The organism is Streptomyces sp. NPDC002680 (genome assembly GCF_042889145.1).
In the GTDB taxonomy this organism is placed as follows: Bacteria; Actinomycetota; Actinomycetes; order Streptomycetales; family Streptomycetaceae; genus Streptomyces; species Streptomyces adonidis.
In genome coordinates this window covers 539,047-556,588 of sequence record NZ_JBIAQP010000003.1, presented here as the reverse complement: position 1 = coordinate 556,588, position 17,542 = coordinate 539,047, and the positions used below count along the sequence as shown (strand labels likewise).

The following is a 17,542-nucleotide window of genomic DNA, read 5'->3' as shown; positions in this document are numbered from 1 at the left end:
CTCAGCCGGCGGCGACCGCTTCCCGCGCACGGGACGCGGAGGAGGAAGACGCCGTACGGCGGTCCAGGTGGACGACGACGTGGGCGTGGAAGCGGTCCACGGATTCGTCGACGCTGCGGATGAAGCCGGACTCGGCGTTGCCTCGGGTGTTGCCCATGCCGCGGAAGAGGGACAGACGGAAGCCGGTGATCGGTGTGCCCTCCTTGGGCAGCAGGTCGGCCGGTTCCGGGCGGAGGCGTTCGAGGGTGCCGCGTGGGCCGGGCGCCTGGCCGACGAGCAGTGCCTCGACGTGCAAGTCGGCCGGGGCGTCGGACAGTTGGCGTACGAGCCGCTTGGACCAGGTGAGCGGGTAGCCCTGTTCGGGCGCCGCGATCTCGATGGACGTACGCAGCTTGCCGGTGCGCAGATCGGCGCAGAGGGCGAGGATGCCGGGGGTGCCGTCGATCCGGAGTTCGGCCTCCAGCCGGCCCTCCGCGCACAGCCGGTCGGCGAGGGCGGCGCGGCGGGTGCGCGGGTCGCTGCCGCGTTTCGCGCGCTGCACGGGCAGTACCTTCTGGCCGAGTTCGCCGCCGAGCCGCAGGCACACCTGTCGGACGAGCCGTTCCCAGCTCTCGACGACGTCGACCGCGCGCGAGTCGCCCTGGCAGAGGGTCTCGTCGTCGATGCCGTTGCGTACGGGGACCCAGGCGGGGCCCATGTTCTGGAAGCCGTGGCAGCCGGAGTTCTCGTGCTGGAGGTAGTGCAGCAGTTCCTGGAGCAGCCAGGCGTGCGCCGCGTTGCCGACGCCCTCGTGGCGGATCAACATCTGGGCCTGGTGGGCGACTTCGGCCCAGGAGAGGTGCCAGAGGGCGACCTTGTGCTTGCGCCGGCCGTCCATCTTGACCTCGACCAGCGGGCTGCCGTCGAGTTCGACGTCGTTGGACAGGGTGATGACGGCCTCGTAGCCGCGCCGGGTGGCGATGTCCGCGTAGGCCTGCACCTGGTCCGGCTTGAGGGAGTTGCCGTTCGTCTTCGTCTCGACGAGCGCGGTCCACAGCTTGCCGGCCCGCTCGACCCGGATCACACCGTCGGGGCGGCGCGGGGTGTCGCCGTGGGGAAGCGAGACCTCCGTGAACGTCTCCATCCGGCCGGACGGCGCCCCGAACGCCGCCGTCAACCGCCGCCCGAACTCCGGTACTTGGGTCATCACCGACAGCAGCACGGAGGTCGCCCGGGTCTCGCGCTCGCGGTCGCTCTTGAGGGCGGAGGCGGGGAAGAGCCGCGCCACCCGCCAGGAGTCGTTCTCGGCGAGGGACTTCTTGGCCACCTTGGGCAGGGTGACCTTCTTCTTCGCGGTACGGGGGCGGGCGGCGGCCTTGGCGACCGGCTGATCCGGCGGTACGGAGGACACGGGCGGTACCGGTCGATCCGCCGGTACGGACTCCGCGGGACGCTCGCTCGTCGCCTGCGTGGGGATGGCGGCGGGCAGGGGCTCGCCACCCTGCACCTCCGCCTCCACCTCCGCGCGTGCCTCCGCGTCCGCCTCCGCCTCGTCGTCGATGTCGACCCCGAAGTCCGTTGCCAGGCCCGCGAGTCCGGACTCGTAGCCCTGGCCGATCGCCCGGAACTTCCAGTCCCCGCCCCGCCGGTACAACTCGCCGAAGAGCAGGGCGCTCACCTCGCCGGGATTCTCGACGGAGAAGCGCAGCAGGCTCTCCCCGGCGCCGTCCGCGAGCGTCAGGCACAGGTCGTGCAGGTCGGAGAAGCGGGCGCCCTCGTAGCGGCTGGCCGCGACGACGATCCGCTCGGCGTCGTCCGCGATCGCCGTCAGATCGAAGGTGATGCGGTCCTCGTTGCCGTCTGCCGTGGGCGCCTTGCCCAGCAACTGCACACTGCCGTCGGCGGCGACGGGGTTGTTGTAGAAGTAGAAGTCCCCGTCGCCACGCACCTTGCCGTCGGCGGTCAGCAGCAGGACGGACACATCCGCGTCGCCCTCCCCGGACGGACTGCTCCAACTCAGCCGCACCATCACCGAGCCGACGTCATCACTCAGCGCCGACAGACCGACGTTGGCGCCCTTGACCATCTCGTGCATGAGGCCCCCCGGATGCACCGCAGTGACATGTGACGCGCACCACACATCGCGCATCAAGGGAACCCTAGCGCCGTACAGCGACCAACGACCCCAAATGACAGGAAGAGGCCGCTATCCCCTACTTCTCGAAAGCCTCTCGGAACATGGCCCTCGCCTCGTCCGTCGCCTCGGTCGTGCCGCCGCAGATCGGGACGATTCCGTTCATGCTGTCGGCGGTGACGAGGTAGTGGGCGCCGAGCGGGAAGTCCGGTGCCTCCGAGTTGCCGCTGTCGCTGCTGAGGCGGACCTCGTGGGAAGGGTTGGCCAGGTTGGGGTCGAGGCGGTACCAGTGGTCGACCCGGAGGACGACGAGGTCGCCCTGTTCGGCCGTCACCGTGCCCTCGAAGGCGAGGTCGTGGCGGCGCAGGAGGTCGGGCGTGGGCGCCGCGCACTTCACCGCCGCCGAGTCGCCGTCCGCGAGGATCAGGGTCTGGGGCTGAAGCCCGGGCACTTGACCGCCCTCCGCCGCCGCACCTGCCCCCGCCTTGTCCGCCGTACCCTCTCCGCCCCGCGCGACGCCCCAGGTCACACCGCCTCCCACCATCAGCAGCAGTGCGGTGAACGCCATCGCCGGTACGAGGCGGCGGCGCGGCACTCCTCGTACCGGGCTCTTGGCCTCAGTCGCCTTTGTACTTGTACTCGTACTCATCGTGGCCTCCACAAGACGGGGGACGTCGGGTCGCGGAGCCTTCGAGGTCAGTGCCGGGTCCGTGGCCTTCAGGTGGGCCAGCAACTCGTCGTCGTTCATCGACTGCTCCTTCCGTTTCCGGTTCCGGTTTCTTGTCCTTCGTCCGTCTCATGTCCGGGGCGTGGGGCGGTCTTTCGCTCCAGTTGGGCCGCCAGTCTCTTTTTCGCGCGGTGCAGTCGGATGCTCACTGCGTTCGCGCTCAGGCCGGTCACCTCGGCGATCCGGCTCGGGGTCAGCTCCTCGTACGCCCACAGGAGGACCACCTCCCGGTCCAGCGCGCGGAGTTGGGCGAGCGCCGCGTGCAGCGCGGTGTGGTCGGGGTCCCCTGTCTCCCCTCGCTCCCTCGCCGTGCCCGACGCCGTCCACGTCAGGCGTTCCAGGAGTGAGCGTCTGCGCCGGTCCGCGCGGCGGGCGTTGGCGAGGCAGCCACGGGCCACGCCGTAGCACCAGGGCAGTACGGCGTCCGGGTCAAGGGCGTGCCCCGGCGCCTCCAGCCCCGGTACGTCCTCGATCCTGCGCCAGAGCACCAGCAGCGTCTCCGAGAGGATGTCGTCGACCTGGTCGGCGTCGGCGCGCCGCAGCAGATAGCGGTGCAGCGGCTCCGTCACGACATGCGCCAGCGCCTCGAAGCGGGCCCGCTGGTCCCGGGCCGCCCTCTGTTCCGTCTCCGTCATGGATTCCACGACCTGCCTTGTCCGGCACCCGTGGAATCCTTTCACCGTCGCTCAGTTACGTCGGTGTCGGTTCCAAGTGACAGTCACCGTTTCTCGTACGGGTTCGACGGCTCCGCGACCTTCTTCACCGACCCCGCGTCCAGCACCGGCGGCCACGCCGCGTCCGAGCCCAGCTTGCCCTTCGGCACCCACGTCCCGGTGACCGTGACCCAGGTGTCCGTCACCGGGGCGTCGGCGTCGCGGATCTCGACCTTGCCCGCCGCCGCGTCGGCCGCGCAGCAGGAGACGAGGAGGCGGGTGACGTACCAGGTGCCGTCGTCCCCGTGGGTGACGAAGCCGGTCAGGCTGACGGTACGGCCCGTCAGTGACCGCCCGCTGTCGAAGATCGCGCGCGAGCTGAACTCGCCGACCGTCAGCGGCAGCGGATTCCCGGCGGGCAGCGCGGGGAACGCGCCCACGCCCTGCGCGGCCTGCCGCGCCGCCTCCCGGTCCGCGCTGTACGAGCCCAGGGCGGGGGGCGGGAAGAGGAGCAGTGCGAGGGCGGGGAGGGTGAGCAGCCAGGCGATCCGGGGCCCGTGGCCATACCCGTGGCTGTGTCCGTGGTCGTCTTCATCGTGATCCTGGTCGTGCTCGTCCTCGCCGCGCCCCCGAGCCACGGCAGCCGCGGCCACGACCCCCAACACCACCAGCACAACCCCGGACACCACCAGGTAAGGCCGCAACCCCACCTGCACGTACCGCAGATACAGCTCGCTGAACAGCGAGATCCGCAGCACCGCCCCGCCCGTGAGCAGCAACAGCACGGCAGCCCCGTACCGCCTCACAGCAACCACCACCCGACGACGACACTGCTGGCGACCGCGACCACCCACGTCGCCGAGGAGAACCGGACGGCGAAGGACCGGCCGAAGGTGCCCGCCTGGAGGGCGAACAGCTTCAGGTCGACCATCGGGCCGACCACCATGAAGGCGAGCCGGGCCGTGGGCGAGAAGCCGCTGAGCGAGGCCGCCACGAAGGCGTCCGCCTCGCTGCACACGCACAGCACCACCGCCAGTACGGCGAGCAGCAGTACGGACAGCCAGGGCGAGCCGGTGAACACGTCGAGCACGGATCTCGGTACGACGATGTTGAAGGTCGCCGCCGCGCCCGCGCCCAGCACCAGGAAGCCGCCCGCGTGCAGGAAGTCGTGCTGGAGTCCGGGCAGGAAGCCCCGCCAGCCGGAGTCCGCCGACCCGCCGGCCGAGGTCGGCTTCCGCAGCCATTCGTCGCGCCCGAAGCGCGCCCACAGCCAGCCCATGATCACCGACGTGGCGAGGGAGGCGACGAGCCGTCCGAGCACCATGTCCGGCTGGCCGGGGAAGGCGATGGAGGTCGCCACGAGCACCACGGGATTGATGGCCGGGGCGGAGAGCAGAAAGGCGAGTGCCGCGGCCGGAGCCACGCCCCTCCGCATCAGACTCCCCGCGACCGGCACGGACGCGCACTCGCACCCCGGGAGTACGACCCCGGCGGCGCCCGCGATGGGCACGGCGAGCGCCTGGTTGCGCGGGAGCAGCCGGGTGAACACCTTCTCCGGTACGAAGGCCGCGATCGCCGCCGACACCACCGTGCCGAGCAGCAGGAAGGGCACCGCCTGGACGACGACCGCCGTGAACACCGTCCACCAGGCGGCCACGGCGGGTGTGTACAGGTCGAGGGCGAGGGTCGGTCCGAGGACGGAGGCGACGGTCGCGATGACGATCAGCGCGAGCCCGGCGACGACGGCGTACGCGAGCGCGCGGACGGCGAACCGCAGCCCGTCGACCACACGGGTCCCGCCGCCGTACTGGCCGTACCCGCCGCCGTGCTCGCTGTCCACGCGCTCGTACCGTCCCGGTGAAATGTGCAGAGGTCCGGCCGCAGGCTAACCCCCGGGACTGTGCGCCACCCAGTCTTCGTCAAAGAGGAGGCTGTGCGGGCGCGGGCCCGAGGGTGGTCGTCCCGGGGGCCGTACGGTGGCCCAGTCCCGTCCGATAGGCGTCGAGCGCGGCCTCGACGCGCCCCGTGCGGCGCAGCAGATCGCCGAGCAGCCGGCACAGGTCGGCGAGGTCACCGGCGGCGCCCGCCCGCTCCAGCACGCTCAGGGCGCGGACGTAGTGCTCCTCCGCCTTCTCGGTGTCCCGGGCGTCCTCGGCGATGATGCCGAGGAGCCGGTGGGCGGCGGCGGAGTGCATGGCGCCGCGCTCCGACGAGAAGTCCCCGAGTACGTCGTGCAGCAGCGCCGCCGCCTCGTCGGACTTGCCGCGCCGGTGGAGTACGTCGGCCAGCTCGACCGCGACCTGGCTGCTGTAGAGGGCGGCGCGCTTGGCGGAGAGCATGGCCTGCGCCTCCCGCAACTCGCTCTCCGCGCGGGCGAGTTCGCCCTGCTGGGCGTACAAATACCCACGCATCCAGTGGCAGTTGGCCAGCTCGGTACGGATCTGGAGCTGCCGGTACAGCTCGGAGGCCTTCGCGAGCGAGGCGTCGGCCTCCGCGTACCGCCCCTCGGCGAGCATCGTCCGGGCGACCTGCCGGTGCATACGGGCGATCAGCGCCGGGTCGCTCACCTGCGGGGCGAGCGCGAGGGCGAGTTCGGCGGCCTGGGCGGCCCGGGCATGGGCGCCCATGTCCATGTAGGGGGCGATGGAGCTGGCGTAGAGCGGCAGCAACGCATCCGGGTCGTGCAGCCCACTTCGATTCAACTCATCGATGGTGGACTCAAGAAGGTATACGGAATAACGGAGTTCACCGGCGAGATAGTGGGCGACGGCCCGCCCTCGCAAGGCAGGCACCCTCCCGGTGAGCGGCCCATCGGCCAGACACCGCTCGGCCAGCTCGAAGTACTCCTGGGCGGCGGCGAGATCACCGGTCTCCACCCCGCACTCGCCGAGCCCGAGCAGCGCGGCGGCCTCCTCGGGAAGCAGCCCGAGCCGCACGGCCTCCTCCCTCAGCTCCCCGTACTGCTTGGCCGCCGCCTCGGTCTCGCCGGTGGCGAGGGTGCGCTGGGCGTCGGTCAGCCGGAGCCGAACATCCGTGGCCAGATGGGCCGGACGCCCGGTCACCAGCTCCTCGTACGCCACCCCGAGCCGCTCGGCGATGTGCCGCAGCGCCTCGTCGGAGGCCCGCACGCGTCCCGCCTCCAGCGTGGAGATGTACGCGGGGGTGTAGGCGGGCTCCGCCAACTGCCTCTGCGTCAGCCCCTGCTCGATACGCAGCCGCTGCACCCTGCGCCCGATGACTTCCGGGTCGTCGCGCTCCGCCATCGCCCAACTCCCCTGCGCCTACTTGCCGTTGAGGTCCGTCAAGCTCTACGTTAAGCCACAGATTAAACGCGCTTAATACAGCGCTGTTATCGCTGGTTACCGCTGTCATCGCTGTTGTTGCGAGGTTGCCGTGCTCTCACACACCAGAGCGATCTGCGCGGCGATCGTCGCCGCCGCCACACTCATCATCGCAGCGAACGCGGGCCCGGCACGGGCGGCGGAGCCGCGTGAGCCGGCTGTGGGCGCTCCTTGGAGCGCTGCCTCGCCAGCGGAATCATCACCATGACGGCGGTACGTAGTACCAGACTGAGTGTCCTGGCCGGACAATCTGCGCCCGGCAGTCCTCGGTCAGTGCGTGGTTCGGCTCAAGGAACTGCTCGCAGTCGGTGAGCAACGCCGCAAACTGCTCGGCCGCGTCGTCAGGTCGACCCGACCGAGCAGTCCAGAGAGCTTGCTGATGCCTCCCGGCGAGGGTGAGCACGTGGCCGTGCCCCAGTACGCACGCGCTGTCCGAGGTGACGGCGACGGAGAGTTCCAGCGCCGCATCCCACTGTTGGGTCTCGCCGGTCCGTCCGGACAGTTGAAGGCGGCCGGCCAAGGTCCACGGGTGGTCATCACCGTAAATGGCAGCCCGGCCTTCGACGACACTGGCGAGAAGGCGCAGCCCGAGTGCGGTATCGCCAACTTTCGCCACCGCGGCGGCACGGTTCCAGCGAGTGTCGTTCGCGAGTCTGTTGTGGGCTCCCAGCAGCCTGTGCGCATCGCGGTCCAGCTCGCCCCAGAGCCGAGCGGCCTCAGCCGCCCGGCTGTTGTCCGACGTCCATGCCGCGACCTCGAACCGGCAGCCCAGGGTCATGCTGTGGTCGGGTCCGAGCAACCGCGAGGAGAGCTGCTGCGCTTCGAGTGCCAATCTCAGTGCCTCGGCCGTCCGGCCGGTGTGGCCGGTCCATCGAGCGACGCTCAGCGCGGCGCGGAGAGTATCTCTGTGCTCATCCCCATACCTGCTCCGGCACTCCATATGGATGGCTCTCGTCAGGGCGAGGGCCTCCTCCTCGTTGCCGGCCCCTCCGGTCCACCAAGACAGCTCCCACCGGAGTGACAAGGGGACCTCAGGGTCGGCATCGGACGGGACGGACTGCAAAGCTGTGCGCAGGATTCGGCACGCCTCCGCCATCTGCCTCGCCTGGCCCAGAACTGCGGCGAGTCCGATCGCGGCAGTGATCACGCCTGCGTCGAGCGCCCTTTGAAAAGCGTCTTGGGCAGCCGCGTGTCTCGCGTGGTTGATCGCCTCCCAGCCGATGGCCTCACATGTGTCCGGATCGGCCTCTGCGATCAGCCGCGCCCAGGTGTCCTCCCGAATGGGGATCTCCTGAGAGGCGGCGCCGACCGCGTCCGGCAGATAGTCGAACACGTAGTGGGAGTCCCCGGACCCATCCGTGGGGATGAGCAGACTGCTGGTGGCGTACAGCGGGGTGGTCGCCCACGTCACCGCCTCTTCCCAGCTTTCCGGCCGCAGTGCGGGCCCGCCGCGCGCCGCGAGATGCCGTTCGTGGAGGTCGCGCAGGAGTGCCATGGGGAGCGGCTGGGTCCACCCCGCGCGACGTGCTTCGACCGCCGCGGCGACGAGCGCGGCTCCGCGTGCGTGCCGTCCTTCCGGAGCCCACGCGTCTTGCCAGGCCGTCAGCAGCTGAGGACCTGCGGTGAGGAACTCCGCGATGCCGTATCGCCCGGAGCTGCCGATCGCCTGAGCGATGCGTCCGTCCCGCCTGAGCCCGCGTGCTCGTTCCACCTCACCGGCCGTCCACTTCCGATCGAGTCGGATTTCATGCGCCAGCAAGAGGACGTCTCTTCCGGACCGTTGATCGAAGTGGCCGGTTGATTCCGTCGCCATGTCCTGCATACCGCTGTACCGTGCTCGTTCCTGCGCTCTGATCGTTCCGAGAACGACGATCTGGCGCCCTGTTCCCGGCCGTGTCATCTTTCGCAGAGCATGCGGGGTCAGGCCGTCGGCCCCGAGATACCGCTCGATGTCGTCGAGCCAGACAACGGAACTGCGCTCTCCCTGGATCGCGGCGGTCGCGGCCCGCAGCGACGTCCGATCGGCGGGATCGGGCGCGATGAACGCGTACTGGGGAAGTACCGCTTGCGCGGCTTCGAAAGCCGCTCGTGACTTGCCTGCGGTCGACTCTCCGACGATCAGTACGAAGTCGTGCGTGCGGAGCGCGACCTCGATCTCGTCACTCCGGTCCCGGCGTACGAACGGAGTGACCCTTGCAGCGTTCGTACGGGAGTCCCCGCCAGGAGCCACGGGGTGAACGCCGATCGCGATCAAGTCATCGACGTCACGGGTCCTCGGCACCCGGCCACGCCGGTCGCGCAGCAGCTTCTCTCTCATCTCCAGGGCATGTTGTGCGCCCTCGTCGACGAGTTGCCTGCCGCGTTGCGACAACACCGCACCGACCGCCGCCCCCAGAGCGATCAGCGCCGCTCCCACCCAGTCCGGGAGCAGGCGGGCCGCCCAGGACACCGCCGACACACCGACGGCAACCATGACAAGCAGCCACCAGCCGGCGCGGCTGGCCCCCCATCTGCGCATGAGACCAATGAGAGCATCCGCCGGAGGCGCAACTCCATAACTGGGTTGATTGGTCCGCTGATTGAAGGCGGCGAGCGGAGCGGCAACGGCACCGCGCCCGCACTCAGAACTCCGCCGTGTCCAGCTCGAACCCCAGGGGCGCGGGCAAGGGCACGGTCAAGCCCAGCTTGTGCTTCAGACTCTTGGCGTAGTCGTCGCCCGAGGGCTCGGAGTACACCAGGACCTCGCCCTCCTCCCGATCGATCAGCAGGTAGACGGGGATACCGGCACGGGCGTACCCAAGGATCTTCTTGTCACGGTCACGCGCGGCGGTCGAGGTCGAGGTGACCTCGGCGACGAGGAGGACGGCAGAGGGGTCCTGCCATACGTCCTCGTTGTCGAAGCTGCTCTTGGGAGCGACGGTCAGGTCCGGGAGGACACGGCCACCGCCAGCGACTTCGGGGATCTTCAGGCCAATGCCCGTGTACGTACGCAGAGACGGGTCGACCCGGCGGTCGATGACCTGCCCGGTGAGCTCCGACACGATCTCCGCGTGCACCCCTTTGTCGGGCGGCGACACGCAGATCTCCCCCTCGACCAGTTCCACGCGCCAGCCCTCTGGGGCCGCCGCGCTGAACAGCTCGAAGGCCTGCGCGATGCCCGGCTCCGCCGTCACCATGGCACAGGTCTCCTTCGCCCTCGTTCAGCGCGACTGTCCCAGAGTTGAGCGATGGGTCGGATACGGAATTCGGAACCGTCACTCGGACGAGCGCGCACCCGTCAGCGGGCTCTTCCCTCCGCTCGCCCCGAAGTAGATCGTCCCCGCGACCAGCACCCCGATGAACCAGGAGTACGGGCCGAGTGCCGCCCCGTAGCCGGACGGGCCGTACGTCGGGAGGATGCTGGAGAAGATCGCGCCCACTGCCGCCGCCGCGAAGGCGCGTATGTTCCAGCCGCCCTGGAAGCGGAACTCGCCGTCCTCCTTGTAGAGGTCGGGGACGTTCAGCTGGGCCTTGCGGAGGAGGTAGTAGTCGACGACGACCACGCCGAAGATCGGGCCCATCGTCGAGCCGATGGCGTTGACGAAGCTCGGGGCGTTGTCCCAGGGGTGGAGGGGGTAGAGGAGCAGGGCGATCACTGCTGCTATCAGGCCGCCTCGCTTGAAACTGATGTGCTTCGGCGCCACGTTCGCGAAGTCGAAGGCCGGGCTCACGAAGTTGGCGACGACGTTGATACCGAGCGTTGCCACCGCGAAGGTCAGGGCGGCCAGGAGGACCAGGAACGCGCTGTCGAACTTCGCGGAGATCGCGGCCGGTTCGAGGATGACCTCGCCGTACACCTTGCTGGCGGAGGCCGTTGTCAGCGCCGCTACGAGGGAGAACAGGATCAGGTTGACCGGCAGGCCCCAGACGTTGCCCTTCTTGAGGGTCTTCTCGTCCGGCGTGAAGCGGGCGAAGTCGCCGAAGTTCAGGAACAGCGCGGCGAAGTACGTCACCCAGGTCGCCGCGATGGCCGCGATCGCGGCGAACGAACCCGGCGTCACGTCCAGGCCCGTCGCGTTCTTCGCCAGCGCGGCCAGGTCCTTGGCCGGCATGTCCACCGAGAAGGAGAGGGTTCCGGCTTTGACGGACAGTGCGACGGCCAGGACCAGCATCATCAGCCAGACCGCCGGGCCCGCGAAGTCCTGGAACCGGCGGACCGTCTCCATCCCCTTGCTGATGATCAGCAACTGGGCTGCCCAGACCGCCAGGTAGCAGATCACCTCCAGGCCGCTGTGGTCGAACAGGCGGGTCGTCTCGTGCAGGTCCTTCGGGCCGTCGTAGCGGATCAGGAAGGCCACGATCGCGCCCGCCGCCGCGCTGGTCTGGGCGCCGTACCAGAAGGTGGCGACCACGGCCCGGACGAGCGCGGGCACGTTGGCGCCGAAGGTGCCGAACGAAGCGCGGGCCAGGACGGGGTACGGGACGCCCGTCCTCACGCCCGCCTTTCCGATCAGCGTCATCAGGTAGTAGATGACCAGCGATCCGACACCGATGCCGATCAGGAACTTGAAGGTGTTACCGGCGACCAGGAACAGGCTCGCGGCGAGGAAGTACCCGTACAGACTGTGGACGTCCGAGGTCCACACGTTGAAGATGCTGAACGCGCCCCACTTGCGCTCGGTGGCCGGGGCGAGGTCCTCGTTGTAGAGCCGGGGGGAGTAGCCCTCCGGGAGCGGCGTCGCGATCGGCGCGGACTTGGTGTCCGTGCCCTCCGCGTCTCTGTCCGTGTCCGTCATCGCGTTCTCTTCCTGCGCGGGTCGCCACGATGGCGCCGGATGGCGTAAAGAGAACGTGCAGGGTGTTTCTCCCAAATGCCGCAGACGTAACCGACCCGTCAACGGAAGTTCTTTTCCGCTGAACGAAACGGGGTCGTATCGATCGACGCCCGGTCGTCGTACCCTGCTACATCGCCACGGGGACGCGATCAGGAAAAGGTTGGGCCAGGAACGCCATGGCTGAAGACGAAGACGACGACGAGGAGCGGCGGGACATGAAGTGGCCAAGGGCGCGCACGAGTTGGCACGAGGTCCCGCTCGCGTTCGTGGCCTTCATGCTTCTCGGCAGCGCGGTTCTGAGGTTCGTGTTCGCGTTGATCGCGCTCTGCTTCGGGTTCTCCGTCGAGAAGCCGGCGGATGCCCTGCTCGACCTGGTCGGGGGCGTGCTCTTCTCCTGCGGGCTGCTTTGGATCTTCGCCCGCTTCCGGTCGAGGGGGCGGGAAAAAAGCAAAGGCAAGGAGTTCTGAACCCCTTGCCATACTCAAGGTATAGCGCACAGGGGGGCTTGCGGCAAGGCCCCCGTTGTCCCGCAGAATCTCCGGTCTAAGCCGTGGAACTGCGGAAACGGGGAGTCTCGAAGTGCGTGTATTGCTGTCCACCTATGGGTCTCGCGGGGATGTCCAGCCGATGGCCGCGCTCGCCGTCGCGCTGCGCGCGCTCGGTGCCGAGGTTCGGGTGTGTGCGCCCTCCGACGAGGAGTTCGCGAAGTTGCTGGCCGGGGTCGGGGTGGAGTTCGTGCCGGCCGCCGATCCCGTGCGTGCCGTGGTGACCGGGGCGGCTCCCATGGCGCCGGAGGGCCTGCCCCAGCGCGCCGCCGCGTTGACCGTCGCACAGTACGAGGCGGTACTCGCGGGGGCTGAGGGGTGCGACGCCGTCGTGGCCACCGGGCTCGTTCCGGCGGTGGCCGCCGCCCGGTCCGTGGCCGAGAAGCTCGGCGTTCCCTTCTCGTACGTGGCCTACTTTCCGACCATGCTGCCGTCCCTCCACCACAGGCCGCACGCGCTGCCCGGGCGGCCCTTCCCGGCCGACGAGACCGACAACCGGGTGCTCTGGGAGATCAACTCCGAGAACTTCGGCCTTCTGTACGGGCCGGGTATCAACTCCCATCGGCGGGCGGTCGGGCAGGCCGTCGTCGACGACATCGTCCGGCATGTCTTCACCGGGCGGCCGTTGCTCGCCGCCGATCCGGTGCTCGCCCCTTGGCCACAGCAGCAAAAGGGGCCCTCCGACCTCGACGTCGTGCAGACCGGTGCGTGGCTTCTTCCCGACGAACGGCCCCTGTCCGACGACCTGTTGGCGTTCCTCGATGGTGGTGAACCGCCCGTGTACGTCGGGTTCGGCAGCATGCCCATGCGGGGTGCGAGCGATGTCGGCCGCGTCGCCGTCGAGGCCGTGCGTGCGCAGGGGCGGCGTGTGCTCGTGGGGCGCGGGTGGGCCGACCTCGGGCTCATCGACGAGCAGGACGACTGTTTCGTCGTCGGCGATGTCAACCACCAAGCCCTGTTCCCCCGTACGGCCGCCGTCGTGCACCACGGTGGCGCCGGTACGACGACCACGGCCGCGCGGGCCGGTGCGCCCCAGGTGATCGTGCCGCAGCTCGTCGACCAGCCCTACTGGGGCGCCCGGATCGCCGAGTTGGGCATCGGGGCCGTGCACGACGGTCCCACGCCGACCTTCGAGTCCCTGTCCGCCGCGCTCCGCATCGCCCTCGACCCCGAGACCCGTACGCGGGCCACCGCCCTCGCCCCCACCGTCCGTACCGACGGCGCGGCCGTCGCCGCGAAGCTGCTGCTCGACTCGGATCGGAGCTGATCCAGTGACACCTCTGACCGCCGCCACCAGTGCTTTCGACCTTCCCGAGCGTCTCTCCGCCAAAGCCGACCCGAAGCTGATCTCCCGCGACGAGCGGCACTTCGCCGCCGTCGCGGAGTGTCTGGCGCAGACGATCGCCGAGCTTTCCGATCGGCTCGACATCGTGCGTCGGGCGCCCGGCGGCACCGGGCGCGAGGCCATGGACCGGGACACCGAGATCCATCAACTCACCAGTCGGCTGCGCGCGTTGCGCCGCTTCGGGCTCGACCTCTGCCTCGGCAACATGGTCAGTGCGGACGATCCCGAGCAGCCCCTGTACGTCGGACGGCTCGGCCTCACCGACAGCAGCGGGCGTCGGCTGCTGCTCGACTGGCGTTCGCCCGCCGCCGAGCCGTTCTTCGGGGCCACCCATGGCAACCCGATGGGGCTGGCCAGCCGGCGCCGGTACCGCTGGACCGACGGCCGGATCAGCGACTACTGGGACGAGGTGTTCGCGGCGGGCGAGTTCGACGAGCACTCCGCCGCCCTCGACGACCAGTCCGCCTTCATCGCCAGTCTCGGCGGGAATCGTTCGCCGCGCATGCGTGATGTCCTCGGCACGATCCAGGCCGACCAGGACGCCATCATCCGCGCCGGGTCGCGCGGTGCGCTCGTCGTCGACGGTGGGCCGGGCACTGGTAAGACGGTCGTCGCGCTGCACCGGTCCGCCTATCTCCTCTACGCCGATCCCCGTCTCGGTCATCAGCGCCGTGGCGGCGGGGTTCTCTTCGTCGGTCCGCATCGGCCCTACCTCGCGTACGTCGCCGATGTCCTGCCCAGCCTCGGCGAGGAGGGCGTACAGACCTGCACGCTGCGGGATCTCGTCGACGAGGGGGCGTCGGCGGCGGTCGAGGCCGATCCGGACGTGGCCCGGCTGAAGTCGTCCGTGGAGTTGGTGAGGGCCATCGAGAAGGCGGTCACCTTCTACGAGGAGCCGCCGACCCGGGGACTCACGGTCTCGACCCCCTGGTCCGACATCCGGCTGACCGCCGGTGACTGGGCCGTCGCCTTCGAATCGGCGCCCGGTGTGCCCCACAACGAGGCCCGCGACCAGGTCTGGGAGGAACTCCTCACGATCCTCGCCGAGAAGCACGAGGAGGCCGACCCGGACAACGACCTCGGCGTCTCGCCCGCCCAGCTGCGCAAGTCCCTTGCGGGGGACGGTGAGTTGCTCGCCGCTTTCAATCGCGCGTGGCCACTCCTCGAAGCGAGCGATGTGGTCGGGGACCTGTGGTCGGTCCCCGCCTATCTGCGGATGTGCGCGCCCTGGCTCAGCCCCGATGACGTACGGACCCTCCAGCGCGCGGACGCCCACGCCTGGACGGTGTCCGACCTGCCGTACCTCGACGCGGCCCGGCAGCGGCTCGGCGACCCCGAGGCGGCCCGGCGCAAGCGGCGCCACGACACCGTCCTCGCCGCCCAGCGTGAGCGTATGGACCAGGTCGTCGACAACCTCATCGACGCGGCGTCCGCCTCCGGCGCCGACGGGGACGAGGGGGTCGGCCTGGTGCGGATGTTGCGCGGCCAGGATGCCAAGGTCAGCCTCGTCGACGAGTCCGAACTGCTCACCGCCGACCCGGACCTGCTCGCCGGTCCGTTCGCGCACATCGTCGTGGACGAGGCGCAGGAACTGACCGACGCGGAGTGGCAGATGCTGCTTCTGCGGTGCCCGTCGCGGAGTTTCACGATCGTCGGGGACCGCGCGCAGGCCCGGCACGGGTTCAGGGAGTCGTGGGAGGAGCGGCTCGAACGGGTTGGTCTTGACCGCGTCACGATGGCCTCGCTCAGCATCAACTACCGGACGCCTGAAGAGATCATGGCGGAGGCCGAGCCTGTCATCCGGGCCGCCCTCCCCGACGCCAATGTGCCTACGTCCATCCGTAGCGGCGGGGTTCCTGTCGTCCACGGTTCGGTGTCCGACCTGGACGGGGTCCTCGACACCTGGCTCGACTCACACGCGGACGGCATCGCGTGCGTCATCGGTGACCCCGGGTACGAAGCGACGTCCCGGGTGCGGTCACTCACCCCGGAGCTGTCCAAGGGGCTCGAATTCGACCTCGTGGTCGTCATCGACCCGGAGTCGTTCGGCGAGGGGATCGAGGGAGCGGTGGATCGCTACGTCGCGATGACTCGGGCGACGCAGCAACTCGTCGTCCTCAGCAGCACCCATTGACGAACGCGGCGAAGGCCTCCGGCGTGAGCGTGAGAGCGCCCAGGTCGGGGGCCTTTGAGTCGCGGATCGCGATGTGGGGGGTCAGGGGAGTACGGGGGGCTATTGCGGCTACTTCGACGCAGTCGCCGCCGGTGTCGCCGCTGTATGACGACTTACGCCAACGCGCTGCCGACAGGTCCTGGCTGGTGCCCATAACGCTCCTCCATCACACGAGCGATCAGCTCGGCCGAAGCCTCCACGGAGAGGGCGGCGGCCTTCAAATGATCGTAACGGAGGAAGCCTTCCCTCAGCGTGTCCGGGTTGGCAGTCATGTGCCCCTGTACGAAGTCCTCGGTGTAGACGATGTCGGGGTCGTCGTCAAAGCGCAGGAGGTTGAACGAGCCCATCAATCCGGGGTGTTGACCAGCCTCGAAGGGAAGCACCTGCACCTGGGTCCAGCCGTCCGCAGGCAGTTCCAACAGGCGCGCGAGTTGGTTGTGCATGATCTCGCGACTGCCGATCTGCCGGTGCAGCACCGCCTCGTCCAACACCACCCACGCTACCGGCGGTTGCTCCCGCGCCAGGACCCGTTGCCGCTCCATCCGAGCGGCCACCCTCGCGTCGAGGTCCGCCTCGTTCCGTACGCCGAGCACCGCCCGCGCGTACTCCGGGGTCTGTAGAAGGCCGTACACCAACTGAGCCTGGTACGTGGAGATGAATGTGGCCCTCGCCTCCATCTCCGCGTACGCCTGGAACCAGTGCGGGAGTTGGCTCCGTAGAACCAGCCCCACCAAGCGCCCGAACTCCCCGTCCGTCCCCAGCGCCACATCCACGCGCTCCGCGAACTCCCTGGTCGGAACCTTCCTCGCCGTCTCGATCTGGCCCACCAGCGACCCCGTACAGAAGATGCACGCACCCAACTGCCCCTGGTTCAGGCCCGCTTCCTCTCTCTTCCTCCTCAGCTCGAAGCCGAAGTAGTCCAGTGGAGAGGCACTCGGGTCGAGTTCGCGGATGTTGGGCACAGCGGGCCACCCCCAAGCAGACGCTTCGCGTCGTTGGATTCACGACGTAGCCCAGCGTAACCACGACACTCCACTCTGGTGACGTGAATGACGAAAGCCCACTTGGCCCGAGGTACGGCATGAACTTCACCCTCGGTGACCACTCGGCCCGGCACCTGCGGTGCATCCTGCGGGCGTACCTCAACACCTGGGGCATGTCCGACCTCGCCGACTCCGCCACGCTCGCCCTGACCGAGCTGGTCGCCAACGTCGTACGGCATGTTCCCGACCGGCGTGCCACCGTACTGATGATCCGGCGGACCAACGGAGTCCTCGTCGAGGTCACCGACACGGAGCCGCGCGGCCCGGAGTTTTCCACAGCTGTGGACGAAGAACGCGGACGCGGACTCCTGATCGTCGAGGCCGTCACCGACCGCTGGGGCTGGTACAGCCTGCCCTCACATCCCACACGTACCGGGAAGACCGTCTGGTTCGAGTGCGAGAGCAAGGAGCCGGTGTGATGGAAACCATGACATATCCCTCTCCTCCGGCCCCCTCCTCCCGCATACCGTGGAGCGATGTCCCCCTTGGCCAGGATCAGCAGCGCGTTCGCGCCCCGTTTCGCGGAGTTCGCGTTCGAGCCCGCCTTCACGGCCGCCGTGGACCAGCACGTCGCGGAGATACGGGAGCGACTGCAAGCCAACCACCCCGGGCTCGTCCCCCGGCAACCGCACCGCGAGGACCTCGCCGACTACGCCCTCGGGTTCCTTGACGCCCTCGACGAACTCGACTGGCGTGAACCCGTCGGGCACGACTACGCGGTGTGCCGCCTGACCGCCATCAGCTGGCTGGTCCAGCGGCACGACCTCCTCGCCGCGCCCGCCGACTGA

16 protein-coding genes are annotated in these 17,542 nt (G+C 69.4%); 5 read left to right on the top strand and 11 right to left on the bottom strand.

The genetic code is table 11. The features are described 5' to 3' along the window. Position 1 precedes the first annotated feature (1 nt). From ACFYXF_RS12160 to ACFYXF_RS12120, 9 genes are all read right to left on the bottom strand, one after another. Positions 2-2,065, bottom strand: coding sequence for a TerD family protein (locus tag ACFYXF_RS12160; protein WP_389349470.1), 2,064 nt, complete (start codon positions 2,063-2,065; stop codon positions 2-4). A 127-nt stretch (positions 2,066-2,192) separates the two neighbouring features. After that, the gene (locus ACFYXF_RS12155; protein WP_389349430.1) at positions 2,193-2,861 is read right to left on the bottom strand and encodes a hypothetical protein; all 669 of its coding nucleotides are present in this window, start codon (positions 2,859-2,861) and stop codon (positions 2,193-2,195) included. Beyond that, positions 2,858-3,475, bottom strand: a complete 618-nt coding sequence (locus ACFYXF_RS12150) for an RNA polymerase sigma factor (RefSeq protein WP_389349429.1) — start codon at positions 3,473-3,475, stop codon at positions 2,858-2,860. Before ACFYXF_RS12150 ends, ACFYXF_RS12155 begins: the two co-directional genes overlap by 4 nt. Positions 3,476-3,558: 83 nt before the next feature. Then, positions 3,559-4,299, bottom strand: a complete 741-nt coding sequence (locus tag ACFYXF_RS12145; RefSeq protein WP_389349428.1) for a TIGR03943 family putative permease subunit — start codon at positions 4,297-4,299, stop codon at positions 3,559-3,561. Continuing rightward, positions 4,296-5,333, bottom strand: a complete 1,038-nt coding sequence (locus tag ACFYXF_RS12140; RefSeq protein WP_389349427.1) for a permease — start codon at positions 5,331-5,333, stop codon at positions 4,296-4,298. Before ACFYXF_RS12140 ends, ACFYXF_RS12145 begins: the two co-directional genes overlap by 4 nt. A gap of 79 nt (positions 5,334-5,412) precedes the next feature. Then, positions 5,413-6,756 (bottom strand): tetratricopeptide repeat protein, encoded by a 1,344-nt coding sequence (locus ACFYXF_RS12135; protein WP_389349426.1) that lies wholly within the window; start codon positions 6,754-6,756, stop codon positions 5,413-5,415. A 277-nt stretch (positions 6,757-7,033) separates the two neighbouring features. Beyond that, positions 7,034-9,292 carry a hypothetical protein gene (locus ACFYXF_RS12130; protein ID WP_389349425.1) on the bottom strand — a complete coding sequence of 753 codons (2,259 nt, stop codon included), beginning with the start codon at positions 9,290-9,292 and terminating at the stop codon, positions 7,034-7,036. A 163-nt stretch (positions 9,293-9,455) separates the two neighbouring features. Further along, positions 9,456-10,010, bottom strand: a complete 555-nt coding sequence (locus tag ACFYXF_RS12125) for a Uma2 family endonuclease (RefSeq protein ID WP_389349424.1) — start codon at positions 10,008-10,010, stop codon at positions 9,456-9,458. A 78-nt stretch (positions 10,011-10,088) separates the two neighbouring features. Continuing rightward, positions 10,089-11,609: an NCS1 family nucleobase:cation symporter-1 gene (locus ACFYXF_RS12120; protein ID WP_389349423.1), complete on the bottom strand. Its 1,521-nt coding sequence runs from the start codon at positions 11,607-11,609 to the stop codon at positions 10,089-10,091. 215 nt (positions 11,610-11,824) lie between these two features. On the opposite strand from ACFYXF_RS12120, the gene ACFYXF_RS12115 reads away from it, so the two are divergent. The 3 genes from ACFYXF_RS12115 to helR all read left to right on the top strand — a co-directional run bounded on the left by ACFYXF_RS12115 (position 11,825) and on the right by helR (position 15,672). Next, the gene (locus ACFYXF_RS12115) at positions 11,825-12,115 is read left to right on the top strand and encodes a hypothetical protein (protein WP_389349422.1); all 291 of its coding nucleotides are present in this window, start codon (positions 11,825-11,827) and stop codon (positions 12,113-12,115) included. A 112-nt stretch (positions 12,116-12,227) separates the two neighbouring features. Then, entirely contained in the window at positions 12,228-13,460 is a 1,233-nt protein-coding gene (locus tag ACFYXF_RS12110) for a glycosyltransferase (protein ID WP_389349421.1), read from the top strand. Positions 13,461-13,464: 4 nt separating this feature from the next. Then, a complete protein-coding gene (helR, locus tag ACFYXF_RS12105) occupies positions 13,465-15,672 on the top strand; it encodes an RNA polymerase recycling motor ATPase HelR (RefSeq protein WP_389349420.1) in 2,208 nt (735 codons plus the stop codon). Here the strand turns inward: helR and ACFYXF_RS12100 are convergent. After that, positions 15,656-15,865, bottom strand: coding sequence for a DUF397 domain-containing protein (locus ACFYXF_RS12100; RefSeq protein ID WP_389349419.1), 210 nt, complete (start codon positions 15,863-15,865; stop codon positions 15,656-15,658). The genes helR and ACFYXF_RS12100 overlap by 17 nt on opposite strands. Then, positions 15,825-16,673, bottom strand: a complete 849-nt coding sequence (locus ACFYXF_RS12095; protein ID WP_389349418.1) for a helix-turn-helix transcriptional regulator — start codon at positions 16,671-16,673, stop codon at positions 15,825-15,827. Before ACFYXF_RS12095 ends, ACFYXF_RS12100 begins: the two co-directional genes overlap by 41 nt. 119 nt (positions 16,674-16,792) lie before the next feature. On the opposite strand from ACFYXF_RS12095, the gene ACFYXF_RS12090 reads away from it, so the two are divergent. Both ACFYXF_RS12090 and ACFYXF_RS12085 read left to right on the top strand, forming a co-directional pair. Then, positions 16,793-17,173 (top strand): ATP-binding protein, encoded by a 381-nt coding sequence (locus ACFYXF_RS12090; RefSeq protein ID WP_389349417.1) that lies wholly within the window; start codon positions 16,793-16,795, stop codon positions 17,171-17,173. 57 nt (positions 17,174-17,230) lie between these two features. Further along, positions 17,231-17,542 carry a DUF6401 family natural product biosynthesis protein gene (locus ACFYXF_RS12085; RefSeq protein ID WP_389349416.1) on the top strand — a complete coding sequence of 104 codons (312 nt, stop codon included), beginning with the start codon at positions 17,231-17,233 and terminating at the stop codon, positions 17,540-17,542.